Annotated in this window: 23 protein-coding genes; 6 read left to right on the plus strand and 17 right to left on the minus strand. The window is 70.3% G+C overall.

Annotated elements, in window-relative coordinates; translation table 11 throughout:
• Positions 1 to 11 precede the first annotated feature (11 nt).
• Positions 12 to 338: an ATP/GTP-binding protein gene (locus AB0F82_RS07445; RefSeq protein WP_356815658.1), complete on the minus strand. Its 327-nt coding sequence runs from the start codon at positions 336 to 338 to the stop codon at positions 12 to 14.
• 229 nt (positions 339 to 567) lie between these two features.
• Here AB0F82_RS07445 and AB0F82_RS07450 point away from each other — a divergent pair, with 229 nt between their 5' ends.
• The gene (locus AB0F82_RS07450; protein WP_362624819.1) at positions 568 to 1,599 is read left to right on the plus strand and encodes an LLM class flavin-dependent oxidoreductase; all 1,032 of its coding nucleotides are present in this window, start codon (positions 568 to 570) and stop codon (positions 1,597 to 1,599) included.
• A 22-nt stretch (positions 1,600 to 1,621) separates the two neighbouring features.
• Here AB0F82_RS07450 and AB0F82_RS07455 read toward each other — a convergent pair whose 3' ends face one another.
• A complete protein-coding gene (locus AB0F82_RS07455; RefSeq protein WP_030386927.1) occupies positions 1,622 to 2,014 on the minus strand; it encodes an SCO5389 family protein in 393 nt (130 codons plus the stop codon).
• A gap of 219 nt (positions 2,015 to 2,233) precedes the next feature.
• Between AB0F82_RS07455 and nucS the strand changes: the two genes are divergently transcribed.
• Positions 2,234 to 2,905, plus strand: coding sequence for an endonuclease NucS (nucS, locus tag AB0F82_RS07460; protein WP_031148292.1), 672 nt, complete (start codon positions 2,234 to 2,236; stop codon positions 2,903 to 2,905).
• A 55-nt stretch (positions 2,906 to 2,960) separates the two neighbouring features.
• Here nucS and AB0F82_RS07465 read toward each other — a convergent pair whose 3' ends face one another.
• The 3 genes from AB0F82_RS07465 to AB0F82_RS07475 all read right to left on the minus strand — a co-directional run bounded on the left by AB0F82_RS07465 (position 2,961) and on the right by AB0F82_RS07475 (position 7,093).
• Positions 2,961 to 5,558, minus strand: a complete 2,598-nt coding sequence (locus tag AB0F82_RS07465) for an ATP-binding protein (protein WP_362624822.1) — start codon at positions 5,556 to 5,558, stop codon at positions 2,961 to 2,963.
• Positions 5,559 to 5,748: 190 nt separating this feature from the next.
• Positions 5,749 to 6,072 carry an STAS domain-containing protein gene (locus AB0F82_RS07470; protein ID WP_362624824.1) on the minus strand — a complete coding sequence of 108 codons (324 nt, stop codon included), beginning with the start codon at positions 6,070 to 6,072 and terminating at the stop codon, positions 5,749 to 5,751.
• 172 nt (positions 6,073 to 6,244) lie between these two features.
• Entirely contained in the window at positions 6,245 to 7,093 is an 849-nt protein-coding gene (locus tag AB0F82_RS07475) for a 3-hydroxyacyl-CoA dehydrogenase family protein (protein ID WP_362624826.1), read from the minus strand.
• Positions 7,094 to 7,308: 215 nt separating this feature from the next.
• Between AB0F82_RS07475 and AB0F82_RS07480 the strand changes: the two genes are divergently transcribed.
• Positions 7,309 to 7,881: a cob(I)yrinic acid a,c-diamide adenosyltransferase gene (locus tag AB0F82_RS07480; protein ID WP_356812376.1), complete on the plus strand. Its 573-nt coding sequence runs from the start codon at positions 7,309 to 7,311 to the stop codon at positions 7,879 to 7,881.
• A gap of 35 nt (positions 7,882 to 7,916) precedes the next feature.
• Here AB0F82_RS07480 and AB0F82_RS07485 read toward each other — a convergent pair whose 3' ends face one another.
• Positions 7,917 to 8,492, minus strand: a complete 576-nt coding sequence (locus AB0F82_RS07485) for a hypothetical protein (RefSeq protein WP_362624937.1) — start codon at positions 8,490 to 8,492, stop codon at positions 7,917 to 7,919.
• A 161-nt stretch (positions 8,493 to 8,653) separates the two neighbouring features.
• Here AB0F82_RS07485 and AB0F82_RS07490 point away from each other — a divergent pair, with 161 nt between their 5' ends.
• The 3 genes from AB0F82_RS07490 (at position 8,654) to AB0F82_RS07500 (ending at position 12,527) form a co-directional block, all read left to right on the plus strand.
• Entirely contained in the window at positions 8,654 to 9,838 is a 1,185-nt protein-coding gene (locus AB0F82_RS07490) for a sensor histidine kinase (protein WP_362624829.1), read from the plus strand.
• Complete coding sequence (locus AB0F82_RS07495; protein ID WP_356812378.1) at positions 9,835 to 10,488, plus strand: response regulator transcription factor; 654 nt, start codon at positions 9,835 to 9,837, stop codon at positions 10,486 to 10,488. The genes AB0F82_RS07490 and AB0F82_RS07495 overlap by 4 nt, the downstream gene beginning before the upstream one ends.
• 137 nt (positions 10,489 to 10,625) lie before the next feature.
• Positions 10,626 to 12,527, plus strand: a complete 1,902-nt coding sequence (locus AB0F82_RS07500) for a glycoside hydrolase family 18 chitinase (RefSeq protein WP_362624831.1) — start codon at positions 10,626 to 10,628, stop codon at positions 12,525 to 12,527.
• An 82-nt stretch (positions 12,528 to 12,609) separates the two neighbouring features.
• Here AB0F82_RS07500 and AB0F82_RS07505 read toward each other — a convergent pair whose 3' ends face one another.
• From AB0F82_RS07505 to AB0F82_RS07555, 11 genes are all read right to left on the minus strand, one after another.
• Positions 12,610 to 13,056 (minus strand): DUF2550 domain-containing protein, encoded by a 447-nt coding sequence (locus AB0F82_RS07505; RefSeq protein ID WP_030826849.1) that lies wholly within the window; start codon positions 13,054 to 13,056, stop codon positions 12,610 to 12,612.
• 164 nt (positions 13,057 to 13,220) lie between these two features.
• On the minus strand, positions 13,221 to 13,592 hold the full coding sequence (locus AB0F82_RS07510) for a F0F1 ATP synthase subunit epsilon (protein ID WP_030027381.1): 372 nt from the start codon (positions 13,590 to 13,592) through the stop codon (positions 13,221 to 13,223).
• A 141-nt stretch (positions 13,593 to 13,733) separates the two neighbouring features.
• A complete protein-coding gene (gene atpD, locus AB0F82_RS07515; RefSeq protein WP_101390156.1) occupies positions 13,734 to 15,176 on the minus strand; it encodes a F0F1 ATP synthase subunit beta in 1,443 nt (480 codons plus the stop codon).
• Positions 15,176 to 16,093 (minus strand): F0F1 ATP synthase subunit gamma, encoded by a 918-nt coding sequence (locus tag AB0F82_RS07520; RefSeq protein WP_356812380.1) that lies wholly within the window; start codon positions 16,091 to 16,093, stop codon positions 15,176 to 15,178. The genes atpD and AB0F82_RS07520 overlap by 1 nt, the downstream gene beginning before the upstream one ends.
• Positions 16,094 to 16,113: 20 nt before the next feature.
• On the minus strand, positions 16,114 to 17,709 hold the full coding sequence (gene atpA / locus AB0F82_RS07525) for a F0F1 ATP synthase subunit alpha (RefSeq protein WP_030660299.1): 1,596 nt from the start codon (positions 17,707 to 17,709) through the stop codon (positions 16,114 to 16,116).
• A gap of 129 nt (positions 17,710 to 17,838) precedes the next feature.
• Complete coding sequence (locus AB0F82_RS07530; RefSeq protein WP_356812381.1) at positions 17,839 to 18,654, minus strand: F0F1 ATP synthase subunit delta; 816 nt, start codon at positions 18,652 to 18,654, stop codon at positions 17,839 to 17,841.
• Positions 18,651 to 19,184 carry a F0F1 ATP synthase subunit B gene (locus AB0F82_RS07535; protein WP_266497670.1) on the minus strand — a complete coding sequence of 178 codons (534 nt, stop codon included), beginning with the start codon at positions 19,182 to 19,184 and terminating at the stop codon, positions 18,651 to 18,653. Before AB0F82_RS07535 ends, AB0F82_RS07530 begins: the two co-directional genes overlap by 4 nt.
• A gap of 50 nt (positions 19,185 to 19,234) precedes the next feature.
• Positions 19,235 to 19,462: an ATP synthase F0 subunit C gene (gene atpE, locus AB0F82_RS07540; protein WP_030386954.1), complete on the minus strand. Its 228-nt coding sequence runs from the start codon at positions 19,460 to 19,462 to the stop codon at positions 19,235 to 19,237.
• An 81-nt stretch (positions 19,463 to 19,543) separates the two neighbouring features.
• Positions 19,544 to 20,380, minus strand: a complete 837-nt coding sequence (gene atpB, locus AB0F82_RS07545) for a F0F1 ATP synthase subunit A (RefSeq protein WP_356812428.1) — start codon at positions 20,378 to 20,380, stop codon at positions 19,544 to 19,546.
• A gap of 210 nt (positions 20,381 to 20,590) precedes the next feature.
• Positions 20,591 to 21,028 carry a hypothetical protein gene (locus AB0F82_RS07550; protein WP_356812382.1) on the minus strand — a complete coding sequence of 146 codons (438 nt, stop codon included), beginning with the start codon at positions 21,026 to 21,028 and terminating at the stop codon, positions 20,591 to 20,593.
• A 274-nt stretch (positions 21,029 to 21,302) separates the two neighbouring features.
• Positions 21,303 to 22,637 carry an MraY family glycosyltransferase gene (locus AB0F82_RS07555; RefSeq protein ID WP_356812383.1) on the minus strand — a complete coding sequence of 445 codons (1,335 nt, stop codon included), beginning with the start codon at positions 22,635 to 22,637 and terminating at the stop codon, positions 21,303 to 21,305.
• Positions 22,638 to 22,660 lie beyond the last annotated feature (23 nt).

Genomic DNA, 22,660 nt, shown 5'->3' on the forward strand with positions numbered 1-22,660 from the left:
TGTCTCCGGGGTCAGTACCTCGGCGCGTTGCGGGACCGCTGCACCTTCGTGGTGCGGCGGTCCTTCGCGTTCCAGCAGGCCTTGTGCCAGTGCCGCCGGTCGTCCACGCCGCCGTACTCGGGCCAGGCCACCAGGTGGGGGGTACCGGAGGGGATCTCCTGGTCGCAGCCGGGGCAGCGGTAGCGCTTGCCCGCCGCGCTCGCGCCCGCGACGTGCCTGACCTTCCAGTCCTCGCCCTGGTACTCCTCGGTGCGCTCCAGCCCGAAGCGGTCCAGGCCGCTCCCCGGGCGCTCCTCCGGAGTCTCGCCGCCCCTGCGGCGGTTGTTGCGCGGTGACACGTATACCTCACGGATGGGCAGACGGCAGTGACTTTCCTCCAGACTACGCGCAGCGAGGCCGGGTAACCGCAGGGTGTCTACGGGCGGTCGGACCGTTGGCCGGGACTGGCCCGACAATCCCAATAACTTTCCTGTCAGCCCGTGCCTTTGGCACGTGTCAGACGTTGTTGCCATAGGAAGAACCGGTCCGCCTGGGGAGGCCGCGTCAGCCGCGAGGAGGCTAAAGGCGATGCGCGTAGGAGCGTTTGTACTGGCGGCCCAGTTCCCGGGCCAGGGACAGGGCGAGGCACTGCACCGGGCGGTGCGGACCGCGGAGGTGGCGGAGGAGGCCGGGCTCGACTCGGTCTGGCTGGCCGAGCACCACTTCGTCCCGTACGGGGTCTGCCCGTCGGCGGTGACCCTGGCGGGCCTGCTGCTGGGCCGGACCCGCCGGCTGCGGGTGGGCACGGCCGTGAGCGTGCTGCCGAGCACGCACCCGGTCGCCCTCGGGGAGCAGGCGGCTCTGCTGCACCTGGCCTCGGGCGGCCGTTTCACGCTCGGGGTGGGGCGCGGCGGGCCGTGGGTCGACCTGGAGGTGTTCGGGGGCGGCCTGGAGGCCTACGAGAAGGGCTTCCCGGAGTCCCTGGACCTGCTGCGGCGATGGCTCACGCAGGCACGGGTGGGCGCCGCCGGCGAGCGGTACGCCTTCCGCGAGGTGGCCGTCGTACCGCGGCCGTCGGAGGCGCTGGACGGGGACGGATCGGGCCCGGAGGTGATCGTGGCCTGTACCTCGCCGTCGTCGGTGCGGATGGCCGCGCGGCGGGGGCTGCCGATGCTGCTGGGCATGCACTGCGGGGACGAGAACAAGGCCGAGATGGTCACGCTGTGGCGCGCCACCGCGCTCGCCGCGGGCCACTCCCCCGAGCACGTGGCCGCGGCCGGACACGTGTCCGCCGGGGTGTGCCAGATCGCGGACAGCGCCGCGGACGCGCGCGAGACCCTGCTGAAGTCCATGCCGGGCTGGCTCAAGCTGGGCCTGGACGCGCACGTGACCGTGGACGGCCGCGTGCGCGCGATGCGGGATCCGGTCGCGTACACGGAACTGCTGTGCGACCTGCACCCGGTGGGCACTCCTCAGCTGGCGGCGGACCGCCTGGCGGCCACCGCCGCGCGCACGGGCATCACCCGCTTCGCCCTCCTGACGGAGGGCTCCGGGGATCTCGCCGCGACGGAGGAGAACGTACGACGACTCGGCGCCGAAGTCCTGCCCCGTCTCGGCTGAGATCTACCGGCTCCGGGCCTGCTCAGCAGTCGCGCAGTTCCGGCGACTGGTTGAGCAGCTGACCGCGGATCGAAGTGAACTTGGCCAGCCGGTCGTCCACCGAGGGATCCAGCGGGAAGACCGCCAGCCGGTGACAGTTCTGGAATGCCAGGCGCACTCCGAAGTGCCGCTGCAGCGCACCGCGTATCGCGTCACTCGCGAGTGCGCGCAGCAGCTGCCCACGCGCCTGCTCGTCGGGCGGCGGCGTCTGGTTGTCGGCGAACTGTCCGCCGTCGACCTTCAGCTGGGCCACCAGCGAGCTGATCATCTCCCATGCATAGGGCAGGGAGGTCCGGACGCAGTCGACGAAAGCGGCTTCGTCGACCTCGCCTCGCTCGGCCTGTTCGAGTAGGGCCGGTGAGACGTCGAGCGACATGGGTTCTCCTCTCGCGACCCCGGCTGACTGGTTGCCGGAGCCTTACGGGCAGGGAAGGAGATCGCGACGCAGAGTGCACGCTCGACGACCTCCCGCTCACCACGGTAGGCGCCCCATGGGTGACGCACCAGGAGAATGCGCATACAACGCGCCATCGGCGAACGGGGCTTTCAGGGGCGAATCGCGTGGAGGGCCGTAGGTCGAGTAGCGTTGCCGACCATGCGTCTCGTGATTGCCCGCTGCTCCGTCGACTATGCGGGCCGGCTCACCGCCCATCTGCCCTCGGCACCCCGTCTGATCCTCGTGAAGGCCGACGGCAGTGTCTCGATCCACGCGGACGACCGGGCGTACAAACCGCTCAACTGGATGTCGCCGCCGTGCACCCTCAAAGAGGGGAGCGGTGACGACGCCGGTGTGTGGACGGTCGTCAACAAGGCGGGCGAGAAGCTCATCATCACCATGGAAGAAGTGCTCCACGACTCCTCCCACGAGCTCGGCACCGACCCGGGGCTCATCAAGGACGGCGTCGAGGCGCACCTCCAGGAGCTGCTCGCCGACCGCATCGAGACGCTGGGCGAGGGCTACACCCTGATCCGGCGCGAATACATGACGGCGATCGGCCCGGTGGACATCCTGTGCCGGGACGCCTCGGGCGCGACGGTCGCCGTGGAGATCAAGCGCCGCGGCGAGATCGACGGCGTGGAGCAGCTGACCCGCTACCTGGAGCTGCTCAACCGCGATCCGCACCTGGCCCCGGTCCGGGGCGTCTTCGCCGCGCAGGAGATCAAGCCGCAGGCGAAGGTGCTGGCGACGGATCGCGGCATGGACTGCGTGGTGCTGGACTACAACGCCCTGCGCGGCATCGAGGACGACAAGCTGCGCCTGTTCTGATCCCGTTCGGCGAACGAACGACGGCTCCGTCCGCGAGGACGGAGCCGTCGGCGTTTCAGGGGGCCGTGGTCGGCGAGGTGGCGGTGGCCGTTCCCGGTCCGGTGGGCGCGGTGGCCGTCGGCGTGGCCTCGCCGGTCGCCGAGGGGGACGGGGTCGGGTCCGTCGTGGTCGGTGCGGTCGAAGGGGTGCCCGGCTGCTGGGAGTTGCTCGGGGTCGAGGACGGGCGGCGGGACGGGGTCCGTCCCGGTGTACGGCCGGGCGAGGGCGCGGCGGCGCTCGCCCCCGGGGTGGTGCCCCCGTCCGACGGGGCCGTCACGGGCGGTTCCTCAGCAGGATCGTTCCCGCTGTTCTGCTGCACCGTGGTGGGCGCCGCGGACGTCGGGGTCGAGGACACGGCCGGCCCGTCCGCGGGCGGCTCGGTGTCCGGAGAGCTCATCGCCAGGCTCACCACGGTGCCCAGCGTGACCACCGTCAGCGCTCCGGCGGCTGCCAGCAGCACCCGCCGCCGACGGCCCGGGTCCCGGGAAGGCCTGGCAGGTACGAGTGCGGGGGCGGCGGGCGCGGCGGCGGGCGGCGCCGGCTGCGGCGACAGCGGGAAGGCGTTCTCGAAGACCTCGGAGAGCGTCGTGGGCGGCTCCGAGCGCTGGGTCACGGGCACCACCGGGGTCATCCGGGTGACCGCGTCGGAGGACACCGGGACCGCGGGCACCTCGGGGGCCGCCGGGGTCACGGCGGCCTTGGAGACGGCCGGAGCCACCCGCGGGGCCGCGGCCGGAGCGGACCGCACGGCGGGAGCCGGCTTCGCCGCCGGGACGGCCTTGGCGGTCGCGTCCGTCCGCGCGGCCGGCATCACGCGGGTGGCGGGAGTGACGTGAGTGCCGGCAGTGGCGGGGGCGGCGGGAGTCGCCACCGTCGCGGCCTCCGAGGCGGCCGCGGGGGCTTCCAGGCGCAGCGGCGGCGAGGCCGCCGCCCCCGCGACCTCGCGGTCCACGACCAGCGCCAGCGCCCGCCGGCCCGCCACGGTGCCCCGCTTGTCGGCCAGCGCGCCCCGCAGTCCGATCGATGTCTCCAGCTCGGCGCGGGCCCGGTCGACACGCCCCTCGCACAGGGCGAGCACGCCCAGCTCGTGGTGGAAGTACGCCTGCTCGGCGACCTCGCCCGCCTTGCGCGCGGCCTCGGCTCCCGAGCGCAGCACGCGCTCCCAGGCCTCCCAGTGCAGCGAGGCCGCGAAGGCGGGGGCGGCCGTGCGCGCCAGCACGGCCGCGGCCACCACGTCCGCGCCGGCCAGCGCCGCGAGGACCGCGTCCGCTTCCCTCCCCACCCGCTCCGGGACCACCGAGGCGTGCCCGGTCCACCAGGCGTAGTGCCGGGCGGCCGTACGGGCCTCCTCCGACGCGGTGTCCCCGTAGCCGACGTCCTCCAGCTGGCGGGCGACACCGGCGGCCAGCCGGTAGCGCGTCCCGACGGGCGTCAGCAGCCCGCAGTCCAGCAGCTCCGCCACCGCCGTGTCCGCGTGGGTGTCCCCCACGAGCGCCGGCAGGTGGGCGTGGTGCGGCAGCTCGCCGCCGAGCGCGCACGCGATCCGCAGGGCCGCCCGCGCCGACTCGCTGACCCGCGACGCGAGCAGCTCCGCCGGGGCCGCGCCCTCGGCGAGCGTCGGCAGCGGCACCGCTGCGCTGTCGCGCGGGCGCTCCTCGAAGACGCCGGGCTCCTCGTCGTCGTCGTCCTCGTCGCCGTGGTTGAGCTCGTCCCGCTGCCGCAGCATCGCGGCGGCCTGTACGAAGCGCAGCGGCAGCCCCTCGGAGGCGAACCTCAGATCGCCCGCCCAGGCGGTCTCCTCGTCCGTCAGCGGCCGCCCCAGGCCCGCCTCCAGCAGCGCCGCGCAGTCGTCCTTGCCGAGGCCGGTGAGGAAGACCTCTTCGACGTGGGAGTCGTCGGAGGGGGCCTTGGTGTCGGGGGTGGCCGCCAGCAGGTAGGCGCATTCGGGGGTCGCGCGCAGCAGCTCGTCGAGGGCGGCGCCGCCCATCTCCACATCGTCGAGGAGGACGACGGCCCCGATGTCGCGCACGCGGGCGAGGAGCTCGTCGCGTCCGGGGCGTTCCCGCGGGGCGTCGTACACGGTCGCGTAGAGCGCGTGGAGCAGTTCCCCGGGCTGCTGGTGGCCGTACCCGCTGAGCCGTACGACGCCGTCGGGGGCGAGGCCCGCGCACCGGGCGGCGACCGCGTCGAGCAGCGCGCTGCGCCCGGAACCGGAAGGTCCGGTCAGCCGTACGGACCGGCCTCGGCCCAGGAGCCGGACCAGCCGTTCCAGCTCCTCGCCACGGGCGAGCAGGGGCCGGGCGGATATCGGGGGGCCGGGCAGTACGGGCGGCCGGGCGGCGGCGTCGCAGGCCGCGCGGCCGGCGGCGTCGCGCTTGGCGGGGCGGCCTCGCTCGGTGCCGGGCCGCAGCGGTTCGATCTCGCTGCCGTCGACGGGGTTGACGGTGAGGCTGAAGTCTCCGGCGGTCAGGGTGACGACGCGCGCGGGCCCGGAGGGCGCCGGCGCCTGCCCTGACGAGGCGGGCGCGGCGGCGGAAGCGGAGGCTGAGGACGGCGTCCCGGGGCCGCCCGCGGCCTGCTCGTCCCGCCCGGTCTGCCCTTGTGTACGGTCCATGACCCAGTCCCCCATCGCGGGCCGCGCGCCTCGCCGTCGTACCGCCCGGCCGTCGCGCACCCGCTGTCGCCACTGGTCCGGTTTCCGCCCGAACCCTAGACCGTGGCCGGTCGTGCGGGAAACCGTAGGGGCTCGATCACCACCGGACCGTTACTTTCCGCAGGAAATGCAAAGGTCAGCGGGTTGTGGATCAGACCCGGGGCAGCGACTCGGCTTCCAGGCCGCCCTCGATGGCGAGGATCCGGTGCAGGCGGGTCGCCACGAGCAGCCGCTGCATCTGCGGCGGCACGCCGCGCAGGACGAGGCGTCGTCCCGTCCGGCCGGCCCTCCGGTGCGCGCCCATGATCACGCCGAGGCCGGTCGCGTCCCAGGAGTCGAGCCCGGTGAGGTCGAGCACGAGGTCGCCGTGGCCCTCGTCGAGGGCGGCGTGGAGGGCCGTACGGGCGTCCGCCGCGCTGCGCACGTCGAGGCGGCCCCCGACAGCGAGTTCGGCGTGGTCGCCCCTGATGTGCATGTGTACTCCCGGCAGTACTGCGTACGTATGGCAACTGGTCCGTGGTCGGCAACTCTCACTGCAACTGACTGCCGCGCGGGCAGGGAAGTTGCCGACCGTGAGCGAACCGATACCTAATTCACCCTGACGGGTGAAGGCATTCGAACGATGGCGCTCAGTGGGTGGACCGCTCTCAGTGCTTGTAGAAGCCCTGGCCGCTCTTGCGGCCGATGTCCCCGGCGTCCACCATGCGGCGCATGAGCTCCGGCGGCGCGAACTTCTCGTCCTGGGACTCCGTGTAGATGTTGCTGGTGGCGTGCAGCAGGATGTCGACGCCCGTGAGGTCGGCGGTGGCCAGCGGGCCCATGGCGTGCCCGAAGCCCAGCTTGCAGGCGATGTCGATGTCCTCGGCGGTGGCCACGCCCGATTCGTACAGCTTGGCGGCCTCGACGACCAGCGCGGAGATCAGACGGGTCGTCACGAAGCCGGCGACGTCGCGGTTGACGACGATGCAGGTCTTGCCGACGGACTCGGCGAACGCCCGGGTCGCGGCGAGGGTTTCGTCGCTCGTCTTGTAGCCGCGGACCAGCTCGCACAGCTGCATCATCGGGACGGGCGAGAAGAAGTGCGCGCCGACGACCCGCTCCGGACGCTCCGTCACGGCCGCGATCTTGGTGATCGGGATGGCGGAGGTGTTGGAGGCGAGGATGGCGTCCTCACGCACGACCTTGTCGAGCGCGCGGAAGATCTCGTGCTTGATCTCGATCTTCTCGAAGGCCGCTTCCACCACGATGTCGACGTCGGCGACCGCGTCCAGGTCGGTGGTCGTCGTGATGCGCGCGAGCGCCGCCTCGGCGTCCTCGGCCGTCAGCCTGCCCTTGGAGACGAACTTGTCGTACGAGGCCTTGATCCCGTCCGTGCCCCGGGTCAGCGCCGCGTCGGTGACGTCGCGCAGCACGACGTCCCATCCCGCCTGAGCGGAGACCTGAGCGATCCCGGAACCCATGAGTCCCGCACCGATGACGGCGAGCTTCCCAGCCACTGCACACCCCTCGTTGTTCTCAAATACGGCACGGCTTCGCAGCCACTCCGGCGGAGACTAGCGCCCGGGGGGTGCGGTGTGACCGCGAAGTAACACGCGTCACGTCTCAGATGACGGACATCACACCGGTACGGCCCATGACCGGTGCGCTGCCTCACAGTTCACGCGCCGCCGCCGGCCGCCGCGTGCCCGGCGGGCCCGTCTACCCTGGCCGCATGGTGAACCTCACGCGCATCTACACCCGTACCGGCGACAAGGGCACGACCGCCCTGGGCGACATGAGCCGCACGGCCAAGACCGACCTGCGGATCTCCGCGTACGCGGACGCCAACGAGGCCAACGCGGCCATCGGGACGGCCGTCGCGCTCGGCAGCCTGCCGGCGGAGGTCGTGAAGGTGCTGGTCCGGGTGCAGAACGACCTGTTCGACGTGGGCGCGGACCTGTGCACCCCGGTCGTCGAGAACCCCGAGTACCCGCCGCTGCGCGTGGAGCAGTTCTACGTCGACAAGCTGGAGGCCGACTGCGACCTCTTCCTGGAGCAGGTGGAGAAGCTGCGCAGCTTCATCCTGCCCGGCGGCGCCCCGGGCGCGGCCCTGCTGCACCAGGCCTGCACGGTGGTCCGGCGCGCCGAGCGGTCGACGTGGGCGGCGCTGGAGGTGCACGGCGAGACGATGAACCCGCTCACCGCCACCTACCTGAACCGCCTCTCCGACCTCCTGTTCATCCTGGCCCGGGTGGCCAACAAGGAGGTCGGGGACGTGCTGTGGGTTCCGGGCGGCGAGCGCTAGACGCTCCCCGGGCCGTCCCTTCCGGATCTCGGGGCTCAGCGCCCGCTCCCGGCGAGGGAAGGGCGGTCCTCCTCGGCGCCCGCGGGGGCCTTCTTCGGCCAGATCGTGTAGGCCGCCGCGACCAGGGCGTGGATGCCGACGGCCCGCAGGGCGCCGAACTGCCAGGCCTTGAGCGAGCTGGTGTCGCCCGCGTCGCCGACGTACCAGATCGCCGCCTGCAGCAGGGCCAGGGCGACGGCGGCGGCGATCACGGTACGGACCCAGAGCTTCCACTCGTGCCGGGCCCGCTCCTTGCCGTAGGCGGGGCCCGCCGGCTTCGGTCCCCCGGCGAGCCGGTACGCGGCGTGCCCGTCGAGCCACTTGATCGTGTAGTGCCCGTAGGCGACGGTGTATCCGATGTAGAGCGCGGCGAGGCCGTGCTTCCAGTCCGGCTCGGCGCCGTTCTTGAGGTCTACCGTGGTGACGGCCAGCAGGGCCAGCTCCATCAGCGGCTCGCAGAGCAGGACCGCCGCGCCCAGCCGGGGCATCTTCGCGAGGTAGCGCAGGGCGAGTCCCGCCGCCAGCAGGACCCAGAAGCCAACCTCGCAGGCGATGATCAGCGCGACGATCACGGGATTCTCCATCCGCTCGGGTGCGTCGTCCTTCAAGGCTCCCGTCCGCCGACGCCCGATTCGTCGTCGCCGATGACCATGTGCGTCTGCATCCTTCGATGTAGCCGCGCCTCGGCCGCTCCGCCGACGTGCGGCGGCCGTACACCCTGTTGGATGGGACCGTGACCGAGAAGAGCCTGCGCCCCCACCGTGACGACGTCCTCCTCGCGGTGGTCAGCGTGGCAGCGGGCCTGGTGTTCTGGTCGCTCGGCGTCTACAGCAGTCCCGGCCGCGGCTTCCTGCCCGCCTGGGCCGCCCTGGTGCCCCTCGTGGCCCTCGGCGCGATGGAGCTGCTGCGCCGCACCCGACCGCATGTGACCCTGGCCGTCGGCACCCTGGGGGTGATCGCCGACCAGTTCACCGTCGGCAACCTCGCCACGGTCGTGATCTTCACCGACCTGATGTACGCGGCCGTCGTGTACGGGAAGCCGGCCATGGCCCGGCGGCTCCCGGTCAGCACCGGCCTGATCACCGTCGTCGTCACCATCGCCTCGCTGGCCTGGCTGCGCACCCCCCAGGCCCTGCTGATCGGCGCGATCACCGGCATCGTCAGCTTCGCCCCGGCCCTGACCGGGGCCACCCTGCGCAACCACCGCGAGGCGGCCGAGGCCGCCCGGCTGCGCGCCGAGCAGACGGCGCTGCTGGCCGAGATGGACCGCAAGCAGGCCGTGGCCGCCGAACGCGCCCGGATGGCCCGGGAGCTGCACGACATGGTGGCCAACCACCTCTCCGCCATCGCCATCCACTCCACCGCCGCGCTCTCCATCGACACGGCGGCCACCAGCCGCGACGCGCTCGGCGTGATCCGCGAGAACAGCGTGCAGGGGCTGGCCGAAATGCGTCGCCTGATCGGTCTGCTGCGGGACGCCGGCGGCGACCGGGAGCCGGTCGCGGTGCCCTCCCTGGACGGCCTCGATGCCCTGATCGGGCAGGCCGGGACCAACGGCTCGGCCAGCGGGCTGACCTTCGTACTGCACGACGACCGGCCGTGCGGGGAGCCCGCGGCGGCCCCCGTGGAGCTGGCGGCGTACCGGATCGTCCAGGAGTCCCTGACCAATGCCCTCAAACACGCCGCGCCCGGCACGGTGACGGTCCGGGTGGCGCACGTGGACGGACTGCTGAGCGTGGCGGTGGAATCGCCCTACGGGGACCGCCCCGGGCCCCGCGCGCCCGGTTCGGGGGCCGGGCTGATCGGCATGAAGGAGCGGACGGAACTGCTGGGCGGGCGGTTCACGGCGGGCCGCCGCGGTGCGGTGTGGCAGGTACGGGCATCACTGCCCGCGGAGGACAAGGCGGTGGAGGCATGACCATTCGAGTGGTGGTGGCGGAGGACCAGGCCGCGGTGCGGGCCGGGCTGGTGCTCATCCTGCGCAGTGCGGGCGACATCGAGGTGGTGGGCGAGGCGGCCGACGGGGAGGAGGCGGTGCGCCTGGCCCGGGAGCTGCGGCCGGATCTCGTCGTCATGGACGTGCAGATGCCCCGCCTCGACGGGGTGTCCGCGACCCGTCAGGTGGTCGAGGAGGGGCTGGCGGACGTCCTGGTGCTGACCACTTTCGACCTCGACGAGTACGTCTTCGGAGCACTGCGGGCGGGTGCCGCGGGCTTCCTGCTGAAGAACGCCGACGCGGCGGAGCTGATGGCGGCGGTACGGACGGTCGCGCGCGGGGAGGGCCTGATCGCCCCGGCGGTGACCCGACGGCTGATCGCCGAGTTCGCGGCGCCGCGTCCGGCGCGCAGTACCCCGGCGCCGGAACGGGCGGAGGCGATCGCCTCGCTCACGCCCCGCGAGCGGGAGGTGCTGAGCGCTCTGGGCGCGGGCCTGTCGAACGCGGAGATCGCCGAGCGGCTGGAAATGGCGGAGGCCACGGCGAAGACCCACGTCAGCAGGCTGCTGGGCAAGCTGGAGCTGCGCAGCAGACTCCAAGCAGCCGTCCTGGCGCAGGAGTTGGGCATCTAGCAGGTGCCCGGCGGGGAGCGGGCCCACACCGGTCTGGACCTCTTGACGGTTGGTCCAGACCTTTCTACGCTCGCGGCAACACTGTGGTGAGCGTGCCATGACAAAGCGTGCTCACGGGCGGCGCAGGTCCCACCCCCATGTCGCAGCCGGCCCCACGGCCGCGACGGACCTACGGAGGAGCACCCTTGAGCACAGCATCCCCACCCCCCACCAGGCGTACCCGGTTCTTCACCCGAGTCGCGGCGGTCGTCGCCGTGCTCGCCCTGCCCGTCACCGGGCTCGTGGCCCTGGCCGGCCCGGCCCAGGCCGCGGCCTCCGCGACCGCGACGTACACCAAGGTCTCCGACTGGGGTTCCGGCTTCGAGGGCAAGTGGGTGGTGAAGAACACCGGCACCACCACCCTGAGCAGCTGGACCGTGGAGTGGGACTACCCGGCGGGCACCTCGGTCACCTCGGCCTGGGACGCCACCGTCACCGGCTCCGGGACGCACTGGACGGCCAAGAGCGTCGGCTGGAACGGCACCCTCGCCCCCGGCGCCACGGCCAGCTTCGGCTTCAACGGCGCCGGCTCCGGAGCCCCGAGCGGGTGCAAGGTCAACGGCGCCTCCTGCGACGGCGGCACCCAGCCGGGCGACACTCCCCCCACGGCTCCCGGCGCCCCCGCCGCGAGCAACGTCGCCGACACCTCGCTCACCCTGACCTGGACCCCGGCCACCGACGACAAGGGCGTCAAGAACTACGACGTCTACCGGGGCTCCGCCAAGATCGCCACCGTCACCGGGACCAGCTACGCGGACTCGGGCCTGACCAAGGGCACGACGTACACCTACAGCGTGACCGCCCGCGACACCATCGACCAGACCGGCCCCTCCTCCGGCTCCACCACGGTCACCACGACCGGCGGGGGGCTCCCGCCCGACCCGGGCGACAAGGTCAAGCTCGGCTACTTCACCAACTGGGGCGTCTACGGACGCAACTACCACGTGAAGAACCTGGTCACCTCCGGCACGGCGAGCAAGATCACGCACATCAACTACGCCTTCGGCAACGTCCAGAACGGCCAGTGCACGATCGGTGACGCCTACGCCGACTACGACAAGGCCTACACCGCCGACCAGAGCGTCGACGGCGTCGCCGACACCTGGGACCAGCCGCTGCGCGGCAGCTTCAACCAGCTGCGCAAGCTGAAGAAGCAGTACCCGAACCTCAAGGTGCTGTGGTCCTTCGGCGGCTGGACCTGGTCCGGCGGCTTCCCGCAGGCCGCCGCCAACCCGACCGCCTTCGCCCAGTCCTGCTATAACCTGGTCGAGGACCCGCGCTGGGCCGACGTCTTCGACGGCATCGACCTGGACTGGGAGTACCCGAACGCCTGCGGCCTGTCCTGCGACACCAGCGGAGCGGCCGCCTTCAAGAACCTGATGCAGGCCGTGAAGGCAAGGTTCGGCGCGAACAACCTGGTCACCGCGGCCATCACCGCCGACGCCTCGGACGGCGGCAAGATCGACAAGGCGGACTACGCGGGCGCCGCGCAGTACACCGACTTCTACAACGTCATGACGTACGACTTCTTCGGAGCCTGGGCGGCCCAGGGCCCGACGGCCCCGCACTCCCCGCTGACCTCGTACGCCGGCATCCCGCAGGCCGGCTTCAACTCGGCCGACGCCATCGCCAAGCTCAAGGCCAAGGGCGTCCCCGGCTCGAAGCTCAACCTCGGCATCGGCTTCTACGGCCGCGGCTGGACCGGCGTCACCCAGGCCGCCCCCGGCGGCACCGCCACCGGACCGGCCCCCGGCACGTACGAGCAGGGCATCGAGGACTACAAAATGCTCAAGAACAGCTGCCCGGCCACCGGCACCGTCGCCGGCACCGCCTACGCCAAGTGCGGCAGCAACTGGTGGAGCTACGACACCCCCGCCACCATCGCCGGGAAGATGACCTGGGCCAAGCAGCAGGGCCTCAGGGGAGCCTTCTACTGGGAGTTCAGCGGCGACACCGCCAACGGTGAGCTCGCGAACGCGGTCCACACCGGGCTCCGGTAACGAGACGGAAGCCGGGGAGACGGGTCCGCCCCCGTCTCCCCGGCTTCTCCATGTCGTCCCGGCGACTACCCCCGCAGGGGTACTACGCCACGTTCACCCGCTGGCCGGGCGGCGCCGCCTCCAGCCAGGCGAGGAAGCCCGTCAGCGCGTCCTCGCTCATCGCCAGCTCCAGACGCGTCCCCCGGTGGAGACAGCCGAGCACGACGGCGTCGGACAGCAGGGCCAGCTCCTCCTCGCCCTCCGGGGCGCGACGGGCCAGCACCTCGATGGAGGACCGCTCCAGCAGCCGGCGCGGGCGCGGCGAGTACGAAAACACCCGGAACCACTCGATCCGGTCACCGCTGTAGCGCGCCACCCCGTACACCCAGCCCTTGCCGGAGATGTCGGGCTCCTCGGCCACACCCCAGCGCATGCTGCAGTCGAAGGTGCCGCCGGACCGCTGGATCAGTCTGCGGCGCAGTCCGAAGACGAACAGCCCGATCACCACCAGGGCTACGACCAGGCCGCTCACAAGCAGAGCGAGGAGCATCTTCACCGACCTCCTCGCTCATCGAATACGCATGAGAAAAAAACGGACCTGCATCGCCTCAGCCGCGACCCGGTCTGGAAAATTCCAGAACGGACCGCGGCTGAGGTCTGCCGAGTCCCGAAGGTCGCCCTCCGGGACTCAGCGGTTGAAACTCCGACGGGCGGTCAGCCCGTTACGGCGCGCAGCCGGACATCCGCGCGACGCTCGGCGGCCGCGTCGGCCTCCGCCTTCGCGCGCTCCAGTGCCCGCTCCGCACGCTGGACATCGATCTCGTCCGCGAGCTCGGCGATCTCGGCCAGCAAGGACAGCTTGTTGTCCGCGAACGAGATGAATCCGCCGTGCACCGCGGCGATGACAGTGTTGCCCTCGCTCGTGCGGATGGTCACCGGGCCCGATTCCAGCACACCGAGAAGCGGCTGGTGACCGGGCATGACGCCGATGTCGCCGGACGTGGTGCGGGCGACAACAAGGGTGGCCTCGCCGGACCAGACATTGCGGTCCGCCGCGACCAGCTCGACGTGCAGCTCAGCAGCCAAGGTGGCTCCTCGGGTCACCACCCGGCGGGTCAGCCGGGTGTTGGGTCAAATTCTAATGGGCGTGGGGAGAAGGACGGGACACACCCGCCCCTCTCCGTCGAAACCTGCGAACCGGATGCGCTCCTGGCGGAGCGCGCCGGATCAGGAGACGCCCAGCTCCTTGGCGTTGGCCTTCAGGTCTTCGATGCCACCGCACATGAAGAACGCCTGCTCGGGGAAGTGGTCGTACTCACCGTCGCAGATCGCGTTGAACGCGGTGATCGACTCGTCGAGCGGAACGTCCGAACCGTCCACGCCGGTGAACTGCTTGGCGACGTGGGTGTTCTGAGACAGGAAGCGCTCGACGCGACGGGCACGGTGGACAACGAGCTTGTCCTCCTCGCCCAGCTCGTCGATACCGAGGATCGCGATGATGTCCTGGAGGTCCTTGTACTTCTGCAGGATCCCCTTGACACGCATGGCGGCCGCGTAGTGGTCCGCCGCGATGTACCGCGGGTCGAGGATGCGGGACGTCGAGTCCAGCGGGTCCACGGCCGGGTAGATGCCCTTCTCGGAGATCGGACGGGAGAGAACCGTCGTCGCGTCGAGGTGGGCGAAGGTGGTCGCCGGCGCCGGGTCGGTCAGGTCGTCCGCGGGGACGTAGATCGCCTGCATCGAGGTGATCGAGTGACCACGGGTCGAGGTGATGCGCTCCTGGAGGAGACCCATCTCGTCGGCCAGGTTCGGCTGGTAACCCACCGCGGAGGGCATACGGCCGAGCAGGGTCGACACCTCGGAACCCGCCTGGGTGTACCGGAAGATGTTGTCGATGAAGAAGAGCACGTCCTGCTTCTGCACATCGCGGAAGTACTCCGCCATGGTCAGACCGGCCAGGGCGACGCGCAGACGGGTGCCCGGGGGCTCGTCCATCTGGCCGAAGACGAGCGCCGTCTTGTCGATGACGCCGGAGTCGCCCATCTCCTCGATGAGGTCGTTGCCCTCACGGGTGCGCTCACCGACGCCCGCGAAGACCGACACACCGTCGTGGTTGTTGGCGACGCGGTAGATCATTTCCTGGATCAGAACGGTCTTGCCGACACCGGCACCACCGAACAGACCGATCTTTCCACCCTTGACGTACGGGGTGAGAAGGTCGATGACCTTGACGCCGGTCTCGAACATCTCCGTCTTGGACTCGAGCTCGTCGAAGCTCGGGGCCTTGCGGTGGATGGGCCAGCGCTCGGTGACCTCGGCGTTCGCCTCGGGGTAGTTGAGCACCTCACCCAGGGTGTTGAAGACCTTGCCCTTGGTGAAGTCACCGACGGGGACGGTGATGCCCTCGCCCGTGTCGGTCACCGGGGCCTGGCGGACCAGGCCGTCGGTCGGCTGCATCGAGATGGTACGGACGAGGCCGTCACCCAGGTGCTGCGCGACCTCGAGGGTCAGGGTCTTGAGCTTGCCGTCCTCGGCCGGGTCGGCGACCTGGACCTTGAGGGCGTTGTAGATCTCGGGCATGGCGTCGACGGGGAACTCCACGTCGACGACCGGGCCGATGACCCGGGCGACGCGGCCCGTGGCGGCGGCCGTCTCAACAGTGGTCGTCATTACTTGTCACTCCCCGCGGTCGCGTCAGCCATGGCGCTCGCGCCACCGACGATCTCGCTGATTTCCTGGGTGATTTCGGCCTGGCGGGCCGCGTTGGCAAGCCGGGAGAGGCTCTTGATGAGGTCCCCGGCGTTGTCGGTCGCCGACTTCATCGCGCGGCGGCGGGCGGCGTGCTCGGAAGCGGCCGACTGCAGCAGTGCGTTGTAGATGCGGCTCTCGACGTAGCGCGGCAGCAGGGCGTCGAGGACGTCCTCCGCCGACGGCTCGAAGTCGAACAGCGGAAGGATCTCGCCCTTCGCGCCGGTCTCCTCCACGGCCTGGTCGAGGCTGAGCGGCAGCATCCGGCCGTCCACCGCGTTCTGCGTCATCATCGACACGAATTCCGTGAAGACGATGTGCAGCTCGTCGACGCCGCCCTCGGCCGTGTCCAGCTGGATGGCCTCGATCAGCGGCGCCGCGACGCGCTTGGCGTCGGCGTAGGCCGGGCTGTCGGTGAAGCCGGTCCACGACTCCGTGACCTTGCGCTCACGGAAACCGTAGTAGGCGACACCCTTGCGGCCGACGATGTACGAGTCGACCTCTTTGCCCTCAGCGCGCAGCCGCTCGGTGAGCCGGTCCGCCTGCTTGATGGCGTTCGAGGAGTAGCCGCCGGCCAGACCGCGGTCGCTCGTGATGAGCACGATCGCGGCGCGGGTCGGCGCCTCGACCTCGGTGGTCAGGGCGTGCTTGGTGTTCGAACCGGTCGCCACCGCGGTCACCGCACGGGTGAGCTCGGTCGCGTACGGCATCGACGCCGCCACCTTGCGCTGCGCCTTGACGATGCGCGAGGCGGCGATCATCTCCATCGCCTTGGTGATCTTCTTGGTCGCCGTGATGGCACGGATGCGACGCTTGTAGACCCGGAGCTGCGCTCCCATGAGTCAGGTCCCTTCCGTCGTCACTTGGAGACGTTGACGGCCGGCACGTCCTCGCCCAGGAGCTTGCCGTCCGAGGTCTCGAACTGGCGCTTGAAGGCCGCGATGGCGTCAGCGATCGAGCCCAGGGTGTCGTCCGACATCTTGCCGCCGTCGGCGATGGAGGTCAGGAGGTCCTTGCGCTCGCGGCGCAGGTGCTCCAGCAGCTCCGACTCGAAGCGACGGATGTCGGCGACCGGGACGTCGTCCATCTTGCCGGTGGTGCCGGCCCAGACGGAGACGACCTGCTCCTCGACGGGCATCGGCTGGTACTGGCCCTGCTTCAGCAGCTCGACCATGCGCTTGCCGCGCTCCAGCGAGGCCTTCGACGCGGCGTCCAGGTCGGAACCGAAGGCGGCGAACGCCTCCAGCTCGCGGTACTGGGCCAGGTCGACGCGGAGACGACCCGAAACCTGCTTCATGGCCTTGTGCTGGGCGGAGCCACCGACGCGGGAGACCGAGATACCGACGTTCAGCGCCGGGCGCTGGCCCGCGTTGAACAGGTCGGACTCCAGGAAGCACTGGCCGTCGGTGATGGAGATGACGTTGGTCGGGATGAACGCCGACACGTCGTTCGCCTTGGTCTCGACGATCGGCAGACCGGTCATCGAACCGGCGCCCATCTCGTCGGACAGCTTCGCGCAGCGCTCCAGCAGACGGGAGTGCAGGTAGAAGACGTCACCCGGGTAGGCCTCACGGCCCGGCGGGCGGCGCAGCAGCAGCGACACGGCGCGGTAGGCGTCGGCCTGCTTCGACAGGTCGTCGAAGATGATCAGGACGTGCTTGCCGGCGTACATCCAGTGCTGGCCGATGGCGGAACCGGTGTACGGCGCCAGGTACTTGAAGCCGGCCGGGTCGGACGCCGGGGCGGCGACGATCGTCGTGTACTCGAGCGCGCCGGCCTCTTCCAGGGCGCCGCGAACGGACGCGATGGTCGAGCCCTTCTGGCCGATGGCGACGTAGATGCAGCGGACCTGCTTGTTCACGTCGCCCGAGCGCCAGTTGTCGCGCTGGTTGATGATCGTGTCGACGGCCAGAGCGGTCTTGCCGGTCTGACGGTCACCAATGATCAGCTGACGCTGGCCACGGCCGATCGGCACCATCGCGTCGACGGCCTTGTAGCCGGTCTGCATGGGCTCGTGCACCGACTTACGGACCATGACGCCCGGGGCCTGCAGCTCGAGGGCGCGGCGGCCTTCGGTCGCGATCTCGCCGAGGCCGTCGATCGGGTTGCCGAGCGGGTCGACAACGCGGCCGAGGTAGCCCTCGCCGACACCTACGGAGAGAACCTCACCGGTGCGCTGCACCGGCTGGCCCTCCTCGATACCGCTGAACTCGCCGAGGACGATCGCACCGATCTCGCGCTCCTCGAGGTTGAGGGCGAGACCGAGGGTGCCGTCCTCGAACTTCAGCAGCTCGTTCGCCATGGCGGAGGGCAGGCCCTCCACCTTCGCGATGCCGTCGCCGGCAACGCTGACCGTTCCGACCTCCTCGCGCGAGGCCGCGTCCGGCTGGTACGACTGGACAAAGTTCTCCAGTGCGTCCCGGATCTCCTCCGGCCGGATCGTGAGCTCCGCCATCTGGGTTCCCTGCTCTCCTTGTTGGGCCTGAAGCTTCTTAGGGGTCTGGGGGCGACCCCCAGGAATCTTCTGCAAGTTCTGCACGGCCCAACCGGGCCGCTAGGAATGCTTTGTACTTTTGGTGGCTGGTCAGCCGGCCATGCGGCGGGACGCCTCTGCGAGGCGGTCCGCGATGGTGCCGTCGATGACCTCGTCGCCGACTCGCACCGAGATCCCGCCGAGGACCTCGGGGTCCACGTCGAGGTTCAGGTGCATCTGGCGGCCGTACAGCTTGGCCAGCACCGCGCCGAGACGCTGCTTCTGCACGTCGCTGAGCGGAACCGCGCTGGTCACGGTGGCGACCATGCGGTCACGGCGCTCGGCGGCGAGCTTGGAAAGGGACTCGAGTCCCGCCTCCAGGCTACGTCCACGCGGATGCGTGACAAGACGCGTCACCAGGCGCTCGGTGACGGCGTTCGCCTTGCCGCCGAGCAGACTGCGCAGCAGCTGGCTCTTGGCGGAGGCGGTCGCCGCACGGTCGGTCAGCGCGGCACGCAGCTCGGTGTTCGAGGACACGATCCGGCCGAAGCGGAAGACCTCGTCCTCGACGTCGTCGAGCGCGTCGGCCTGCTGGGCCGCCGTGAGGTCGGCGGTGGCCGCCAGCTCCTCCAGCGAGTCCACCAGGTCGCGGGACTGCGACCAGCGGGACCGGGCCATGCCGGACACCAGGTCGAGGGTCTCCCCGCCGACCTGACCGCCGAGCAGCCGAGCGACGAGCTCGGCCCTGGCCTCGCCGGCCTGCGCCGGGTCCGTGATGACCCGACGCAGCGAGACCTCACGGTCGAGCAGCGCGGTGACAGCGGCCAGCTCACCGGCGAGCTTCGCCACGTCGACGGACGTGTTGTCCGTCAGCGCGTCGAGACGCTCGCGCGCGGAGGCCAGCGCCTCGCGGCTCGCTCCGTTCATCGGGCCGCCTCGGCCTTCTCCTCAAGCTCGCTGAGGAAGCGGTCGATGGTGCGGCTCTGCCGGGCGTGGTCCTCGAGGGACTCGCCGACGAGCTTGCCGGCCAGGTCGGTGGCGAGCTTGCCGACGTCCTGACGCAGCGCCTGAGAGGCGGCCTTGCGGTCTGCCGCGATCTGGGCGTGGCCGGCAGCGATGATCTCCTCACGCTGCCGCTGGCCCTCTGCGCGCAGTTCTTCCTTCAGCGCAGTGCCCTGCTCCAGCGCTTCCTGGCGCAGGCGCGCGGCCTCGTGCCGGGCCTCGGCGAGCTGGGCCTTGTACTGCTCCAGCACGCTCTGGGCCTCGGTCTGAGCGGCTTCCGCCTTCTCGATACCGCCCTCGATGGCCTCACGGCGCTCTTCCAGAACCTTGTTGATGTTCGGGAGGAGCTTCTTCGCGAGGAAACCGAAGACGATGACGAAGGCGATCAGACCGATGACGAGCTCGGGGATCGGCGGAACGAGGGGGTTCTCTCCACCCTCAGCCGCGAGAACCATGAGGTTCACATCAATGCCTTTCGTCTGTTCGGACTAGTGATCGCGGTTCGTCAGCTGTAGACGAACGGCATGACCAGACCGATGAGGGCGAGCGCCTCACAGAAGGCGAAGCCGAGGATCTGGTTGGCGCGGATCAGACCGGCAGCCTCGGGCTGACGAGCAAGAGCCTGCGTGCCGTTACCGAAGATGATGCCGACGCCGACACCGGGGCCGATGGCCGCGAGACCGTAACCAACGGAGCTGAGGGAGCCGGTGACGGCGGCAAGGGTCTGGGACATGCCAGTTCTTCCTTCTCTTTCACGGACCGGTGGGGGTTGGCCACCGGACGAATACGGGGGGCTGAGCGGGGCGGGCGCGGCTCAGTGGTGTTCGGCGAGCGCACCCTGGAGGAAGCTGCAGGCCAGGAGGACGAACACGTACGCCTGGACAGCCTGGATGAAGAGCTCGAACGCGGTCATCACGATGACCATGACGAACGAGACGCCCGCGTAGGCGATACCGATCCCGTTCAGCAGGTACCAGCTGGCGATGGTGAACAGCAGCAGCAGGGTGTGACCGGCGAACATGTTCGCGAACAGTCGGACCGCGTGGGTGAAGGGCCGGACGAGGACGTTCGAGAAGAACTCGATGACCATGACGAGCGGGAGGACCGGGCCGAGCGACTTGTCGTAGCCGGTCAGGTTCTTGAAGCCGCCGACGAAGCCGTGGCGCTTGAAGGTCACGCTCATCCAGATCACGTACACGATCAGCGCGAGGCCGGCCGGGTAGGCGATGATCGAGGTCACCGGGAACTGGGCGAGCGGAACGATCGACCAGAGGTTCATGACCCAGACGAAGAAGAAGATGGAGACCATCAGGGGGACGTACTTCTCCCCCTCCTTCTTGCCCAGGGTCTCGTAGACGATGCCGCGGCGCACGAAGTCGTAGCCGGCCTCGGCGACCATCTGCAGCTTGCCGGGGACGACCTTCGGCTTGCGGAACGCGGCCCAGAAGAAGCCGACGATGATGACCGAGCCCAGCAGGGCCAGGAGCATCGTCTTGTTGAAGTAGAAGTTGCTGTCCGCGTCGCCGAAGATCGGCTGGAACAGGAACGAGTGCAGGCCGGGAGCCGGGAAGCCACAACCGTCGAAGATGTGGCAGTCGGTCTCGAAGGCGAGCACCGTCGTCGGGTCAGCACTCACCGCGGGCTCCTTCAGCGTGGCGCATAGGTACGGCAACCTCGTTGTGTCGGCGCGGCGAGCAGCCGCTGTTCGGCACTGGACTGGTGTTACGGATGATGTGGCGGCGATCAGGCATCGAGCCTCGCGATGGGACAGGCGTCAGCTCAGATGCCCGCGCCCGCAATGCCGCAGTTGGCACCGGACGATAGCAGGATCTCGAACGCCCACTTATCCCGGCCCTACCCTTCACGTCTTCGGTCCCGGATTTTCGGGCTTGTTGCCCGTCGTCGAGTCCGGTTCGACGTAAAGGATCTTGGCCTTCATGTGCGCGCGGGTCTGCGCTGCGATCCACACCAGGGTGGTCGCCACGAGCGTGATCGCGAACGCCTTGGGGTTGAACAGGGTGGTGTTCTTGAACGCCGCGACAAACACGAAAAGCAGCAGGATCTGGGCCGTGTAGAGCATGAGCCCCATGGCCTGGAAGAGGTGCGGAAGCGATTTCGCCGTGCGCTGCAGAACGACGAATCCGATGCCCATGAACACGATCACGACCAGCGTCGCGACGACCGCTCCGACCGCACCCTTGCCGCCGACGACAAGCCCGCTGATCAACGCGGCGAGTGCGCCGGCGATGGCCGTGGGCACGGCGGCTTGCAGAAGGGATCGGACGTCATCTGACCGCATGGCGGTTTGCTCCGCGTGGTGGTGGGGGCACTGGACTCGTACGGGACGAGCGTAAGCCCGGTCCGAGAGAGAACCTCGGGCCAAGGGACCGTCGCACTACGGTCCTTCGGCTCTGTCGCCGGGTTTAGTGAACGGTATCACAAACTATTTGATGAGAGCTTTACCTGCCGGGTGTGCCGACTGTCACACATGAGAGTGACCCTGCGCGTGTGTGCGCGACAGGCGCGTGGTCTGTCTGCTAATGAGCATCCATGTCGGACATGTGATGCGACGGTCAGCGGGTGGATTCAGCCTTACGCCGTTCCGGGAAGCGCGAACGGGGGCCCACCGCGGTCGCTCCGTTGACGCCCGAGACGCCCGCGGCGATCGGCCTGGCGGGCGCCGGCTCGGTCCCCGAGGCGTCCTGGGCGGCCGCCTCCGCGGCCGCGTCCGCCACGCGCGCGGCGTGCCGGTAGCGCGGCGGAACCAAACCCTCCGCCCACTTCGGGGCGCGCGGCGTGAAGCGCGGCAGGAGCAGCAGGAAGAGCCCCACCGCACTGAGCACGGCGATCACCAGCACGATCCACATCGCGGTGGAGTGCACGGAATAGGCCACGGTGCCGAAGGCGATCAGGCCCGACCAGAAGTACATGATCAGGACCGCGCGGCTGTGCGAGTGGCCCAGTTCCAGCAGCCGGTGGTGCAGGTGCCCGCGGTCGGCCGCGAACGGCGACTGGCCCTTCCACGTACGCCGCACGATGGCCAGGACCAGGTCCGCCATCGGGATGGCGATGACCGTCAGGGGCAGGATCAGCGGGATGTAGGCGGGGAGCATCGCGTGCGTCGCGTTGCGCTCACCACCGGCGAACAGGGCCAGCGCGTCCGGGTCCACCTGTCCCGTCAGGGAGATCGCCGCGGCGGCCAGCACCAGGCCGATGAGCATCGAGCCGGAGTCGCCCATGAAGATCCGGGCGGGGTGCATGTTGTGCGGCAGGAAGCCCAGGCACATGCCCATCAGGATGGCCGCGAAGAGGGTGGCGGGGGCCGCGGACTCGATGCCGTAGCCGAACCAGATCCGGTAGGCGTACAGGAAGAGCGCGGCGGCGGCGATGCAGACCATGCCCGCGGCGAGGCCGTCGAGGCCGTCCACGAAGTTCACCGCGTTGATGGTGATGACGACGAGCGCCACGGTGAGCAGGTTGCCCTGCCACTGGGTGAGCGGGACCGTGCCGATGAAGGGCACCGGGATCCACAGGATCGTCAGGCCCTGCATGACCATCACGCCGGCGGAGATCATCTGCGCGCCGAGCTTGATCAGGGCGTCGATCTCGAACTTGTCGTCCAGGACGCCGATCAGCCAGATCAGGGCGGCTCCGGACAGCAGCGCGCGCGGTTCGTTCGACTTCTCGAAGACCGCGTTGAGGTTCTGCAGGTGGTCGGCGACCAGCAGGCCCGCGCACAGGCCGCCGAACATCGCGATCCCGCCGAGGCGCGGCGTCGGCTCGCGGTGCACGTCGCGGGCGCGGATCTCCGGCATGGCCCCGGCCGCGATCGCGAACTTCCGCACGGGCCCGGTCAGCAGGTAGGTCACCGCGACCGTGACGCAAAGCGTCAGCAGATATTCACGCACTGGCTGCCCCAGATGTATCGCCG

Source organism: Streptomyces virginiae (assembly GCF_040638905.1).
Lineage (GTDB): Bacteria > Actinomycetota > Actinomycetes > Streptomycetales > Streptomycetaceae > Streptomyces > Streptomyces virginiae_B.

What these genes read in the sequence shown, in the direction of transcription:
- AB0F82_RS07450 (WP_362624819.1), top strand. Translation starts at nt 568, where the DNA reads ATGCGCGTAGGAGCGTTTGTACTGGCGGCCCAGTTCCCGGGCCAGGGA.
- AB0F82_RS07455 (WP_030386927.1), bottom strand. Translation starts at nt 2,014, where the DNA reads ATGTCGCTCGACGTCTCACCGGCCCTACTCGAACAGGCCGAGCGAGGC.
- nucS (WP_031148292.1), top strand. Translation starts at nt 2,234, where the DNA reads ATGCGTCTCGTGATTGCCCGCTGCTCCGTCGACTATGCGGGCCGGCTC.
- AB0F82_RS07465 (WP_362624822.1), bottom strand. Translation starts at nt 5,558, where the DNA reads ATGGACCGTACACAAGGGCAGACCGGGCGGGACGAGCAGGCCGCGGGC.
- AB0F82_RS07470 (WP_362624824.1), bottom strand. Translation starts at nt 6,072, where the DNA reads ATGCACATCAGGGGCGACCACGCCGAACTCGCTGTCGGGGGCCGCCTC.
- AB0F82_RS07480 (WP_356812376.1), top strand. Translation starts at nt 7,309, where the DNA reads ATGGTGAACCTCACGCGCATCTACACCCGTACCGGCGACAAGGGCACG.
- AB0F82_RS07495 (WP_356812378.1), top strand. Translation starts at nt 9,835, where the DNA reads ATGACCATTCGAGTGGTGGTGGCGGAGGACCAGGCCGCGGTGCGGGCC.
- AB0F82_RS07500 (WP_362624831.1), top strand. Translation starts at nt 10,626, where the DNA reads ATGTCGCAGCCGGCCCCACGGCCGCGACGGACCTACGGAGGAGCACCC.
- AB0F82_RS07505 (WP_030826849.1), bottom strand. Translation starts at nt 13,056, where the DNA reads ATGCTCCTCGCTCTGCTTGTGAGCGGCCTGGTCGTAGCCCTGGTGGTG.
- atpD (WP_101390156.1), bottom strand. Translation starts at nt 15,176, where the DNA reads ATGACGACCACTGTTGAGACGGCCGCCGCCACGGGCCGCGTCGCCCGG.
- AB0F82_RS07520 (WP_356812380.1), bottom strand. Translation starts at nt 16,093, where the DNA reads ATGGGAGCGCAGCTCCGGGTCTACAAGCGTCGCATCCGTGCCATCACG.
- atpA (WP_030660299.1), bottom strand. Translation starts at nt 17,709, where the DNA reads ATGGCGGAGCTCACGATCCGGCCGGAGGAGATCCGGGACGCACTGGAG.
- AB0F82_RS07530 (WP_356812381.1), bottom strand. Translation starts at nt 18,654, where the DNA reads ATGAACGGAGCGAGCCGCGAGGCGCTGGCCTCCGCGCGCGAGCGTCTC.
- AB0F82_RS07535 (WP_266497670.1), bottom strand. Translation starts at nt 19,184, where the DNA reads ATGGTTCTCGCGGCTGAGGGTGGAGAGAACCCCCTCGTTCCGCCGATC.
- atpE (WP_030386954.1), bottom strand. Translation starts at nt 19,462, where the DNA reads ATGTCCCAGACCCTTGCCGCCGTCACCGGCTCCCTCAGCTCCGTTGGT.
- AB0F82_RS07550 (WP_356812382.1), bottom strand. Translation starts at nt 21,028, where the DNA reads ATGCGGTCAGATGACGTCCGATCCCTTCTGCAAGCCGCCGTGCCCACG.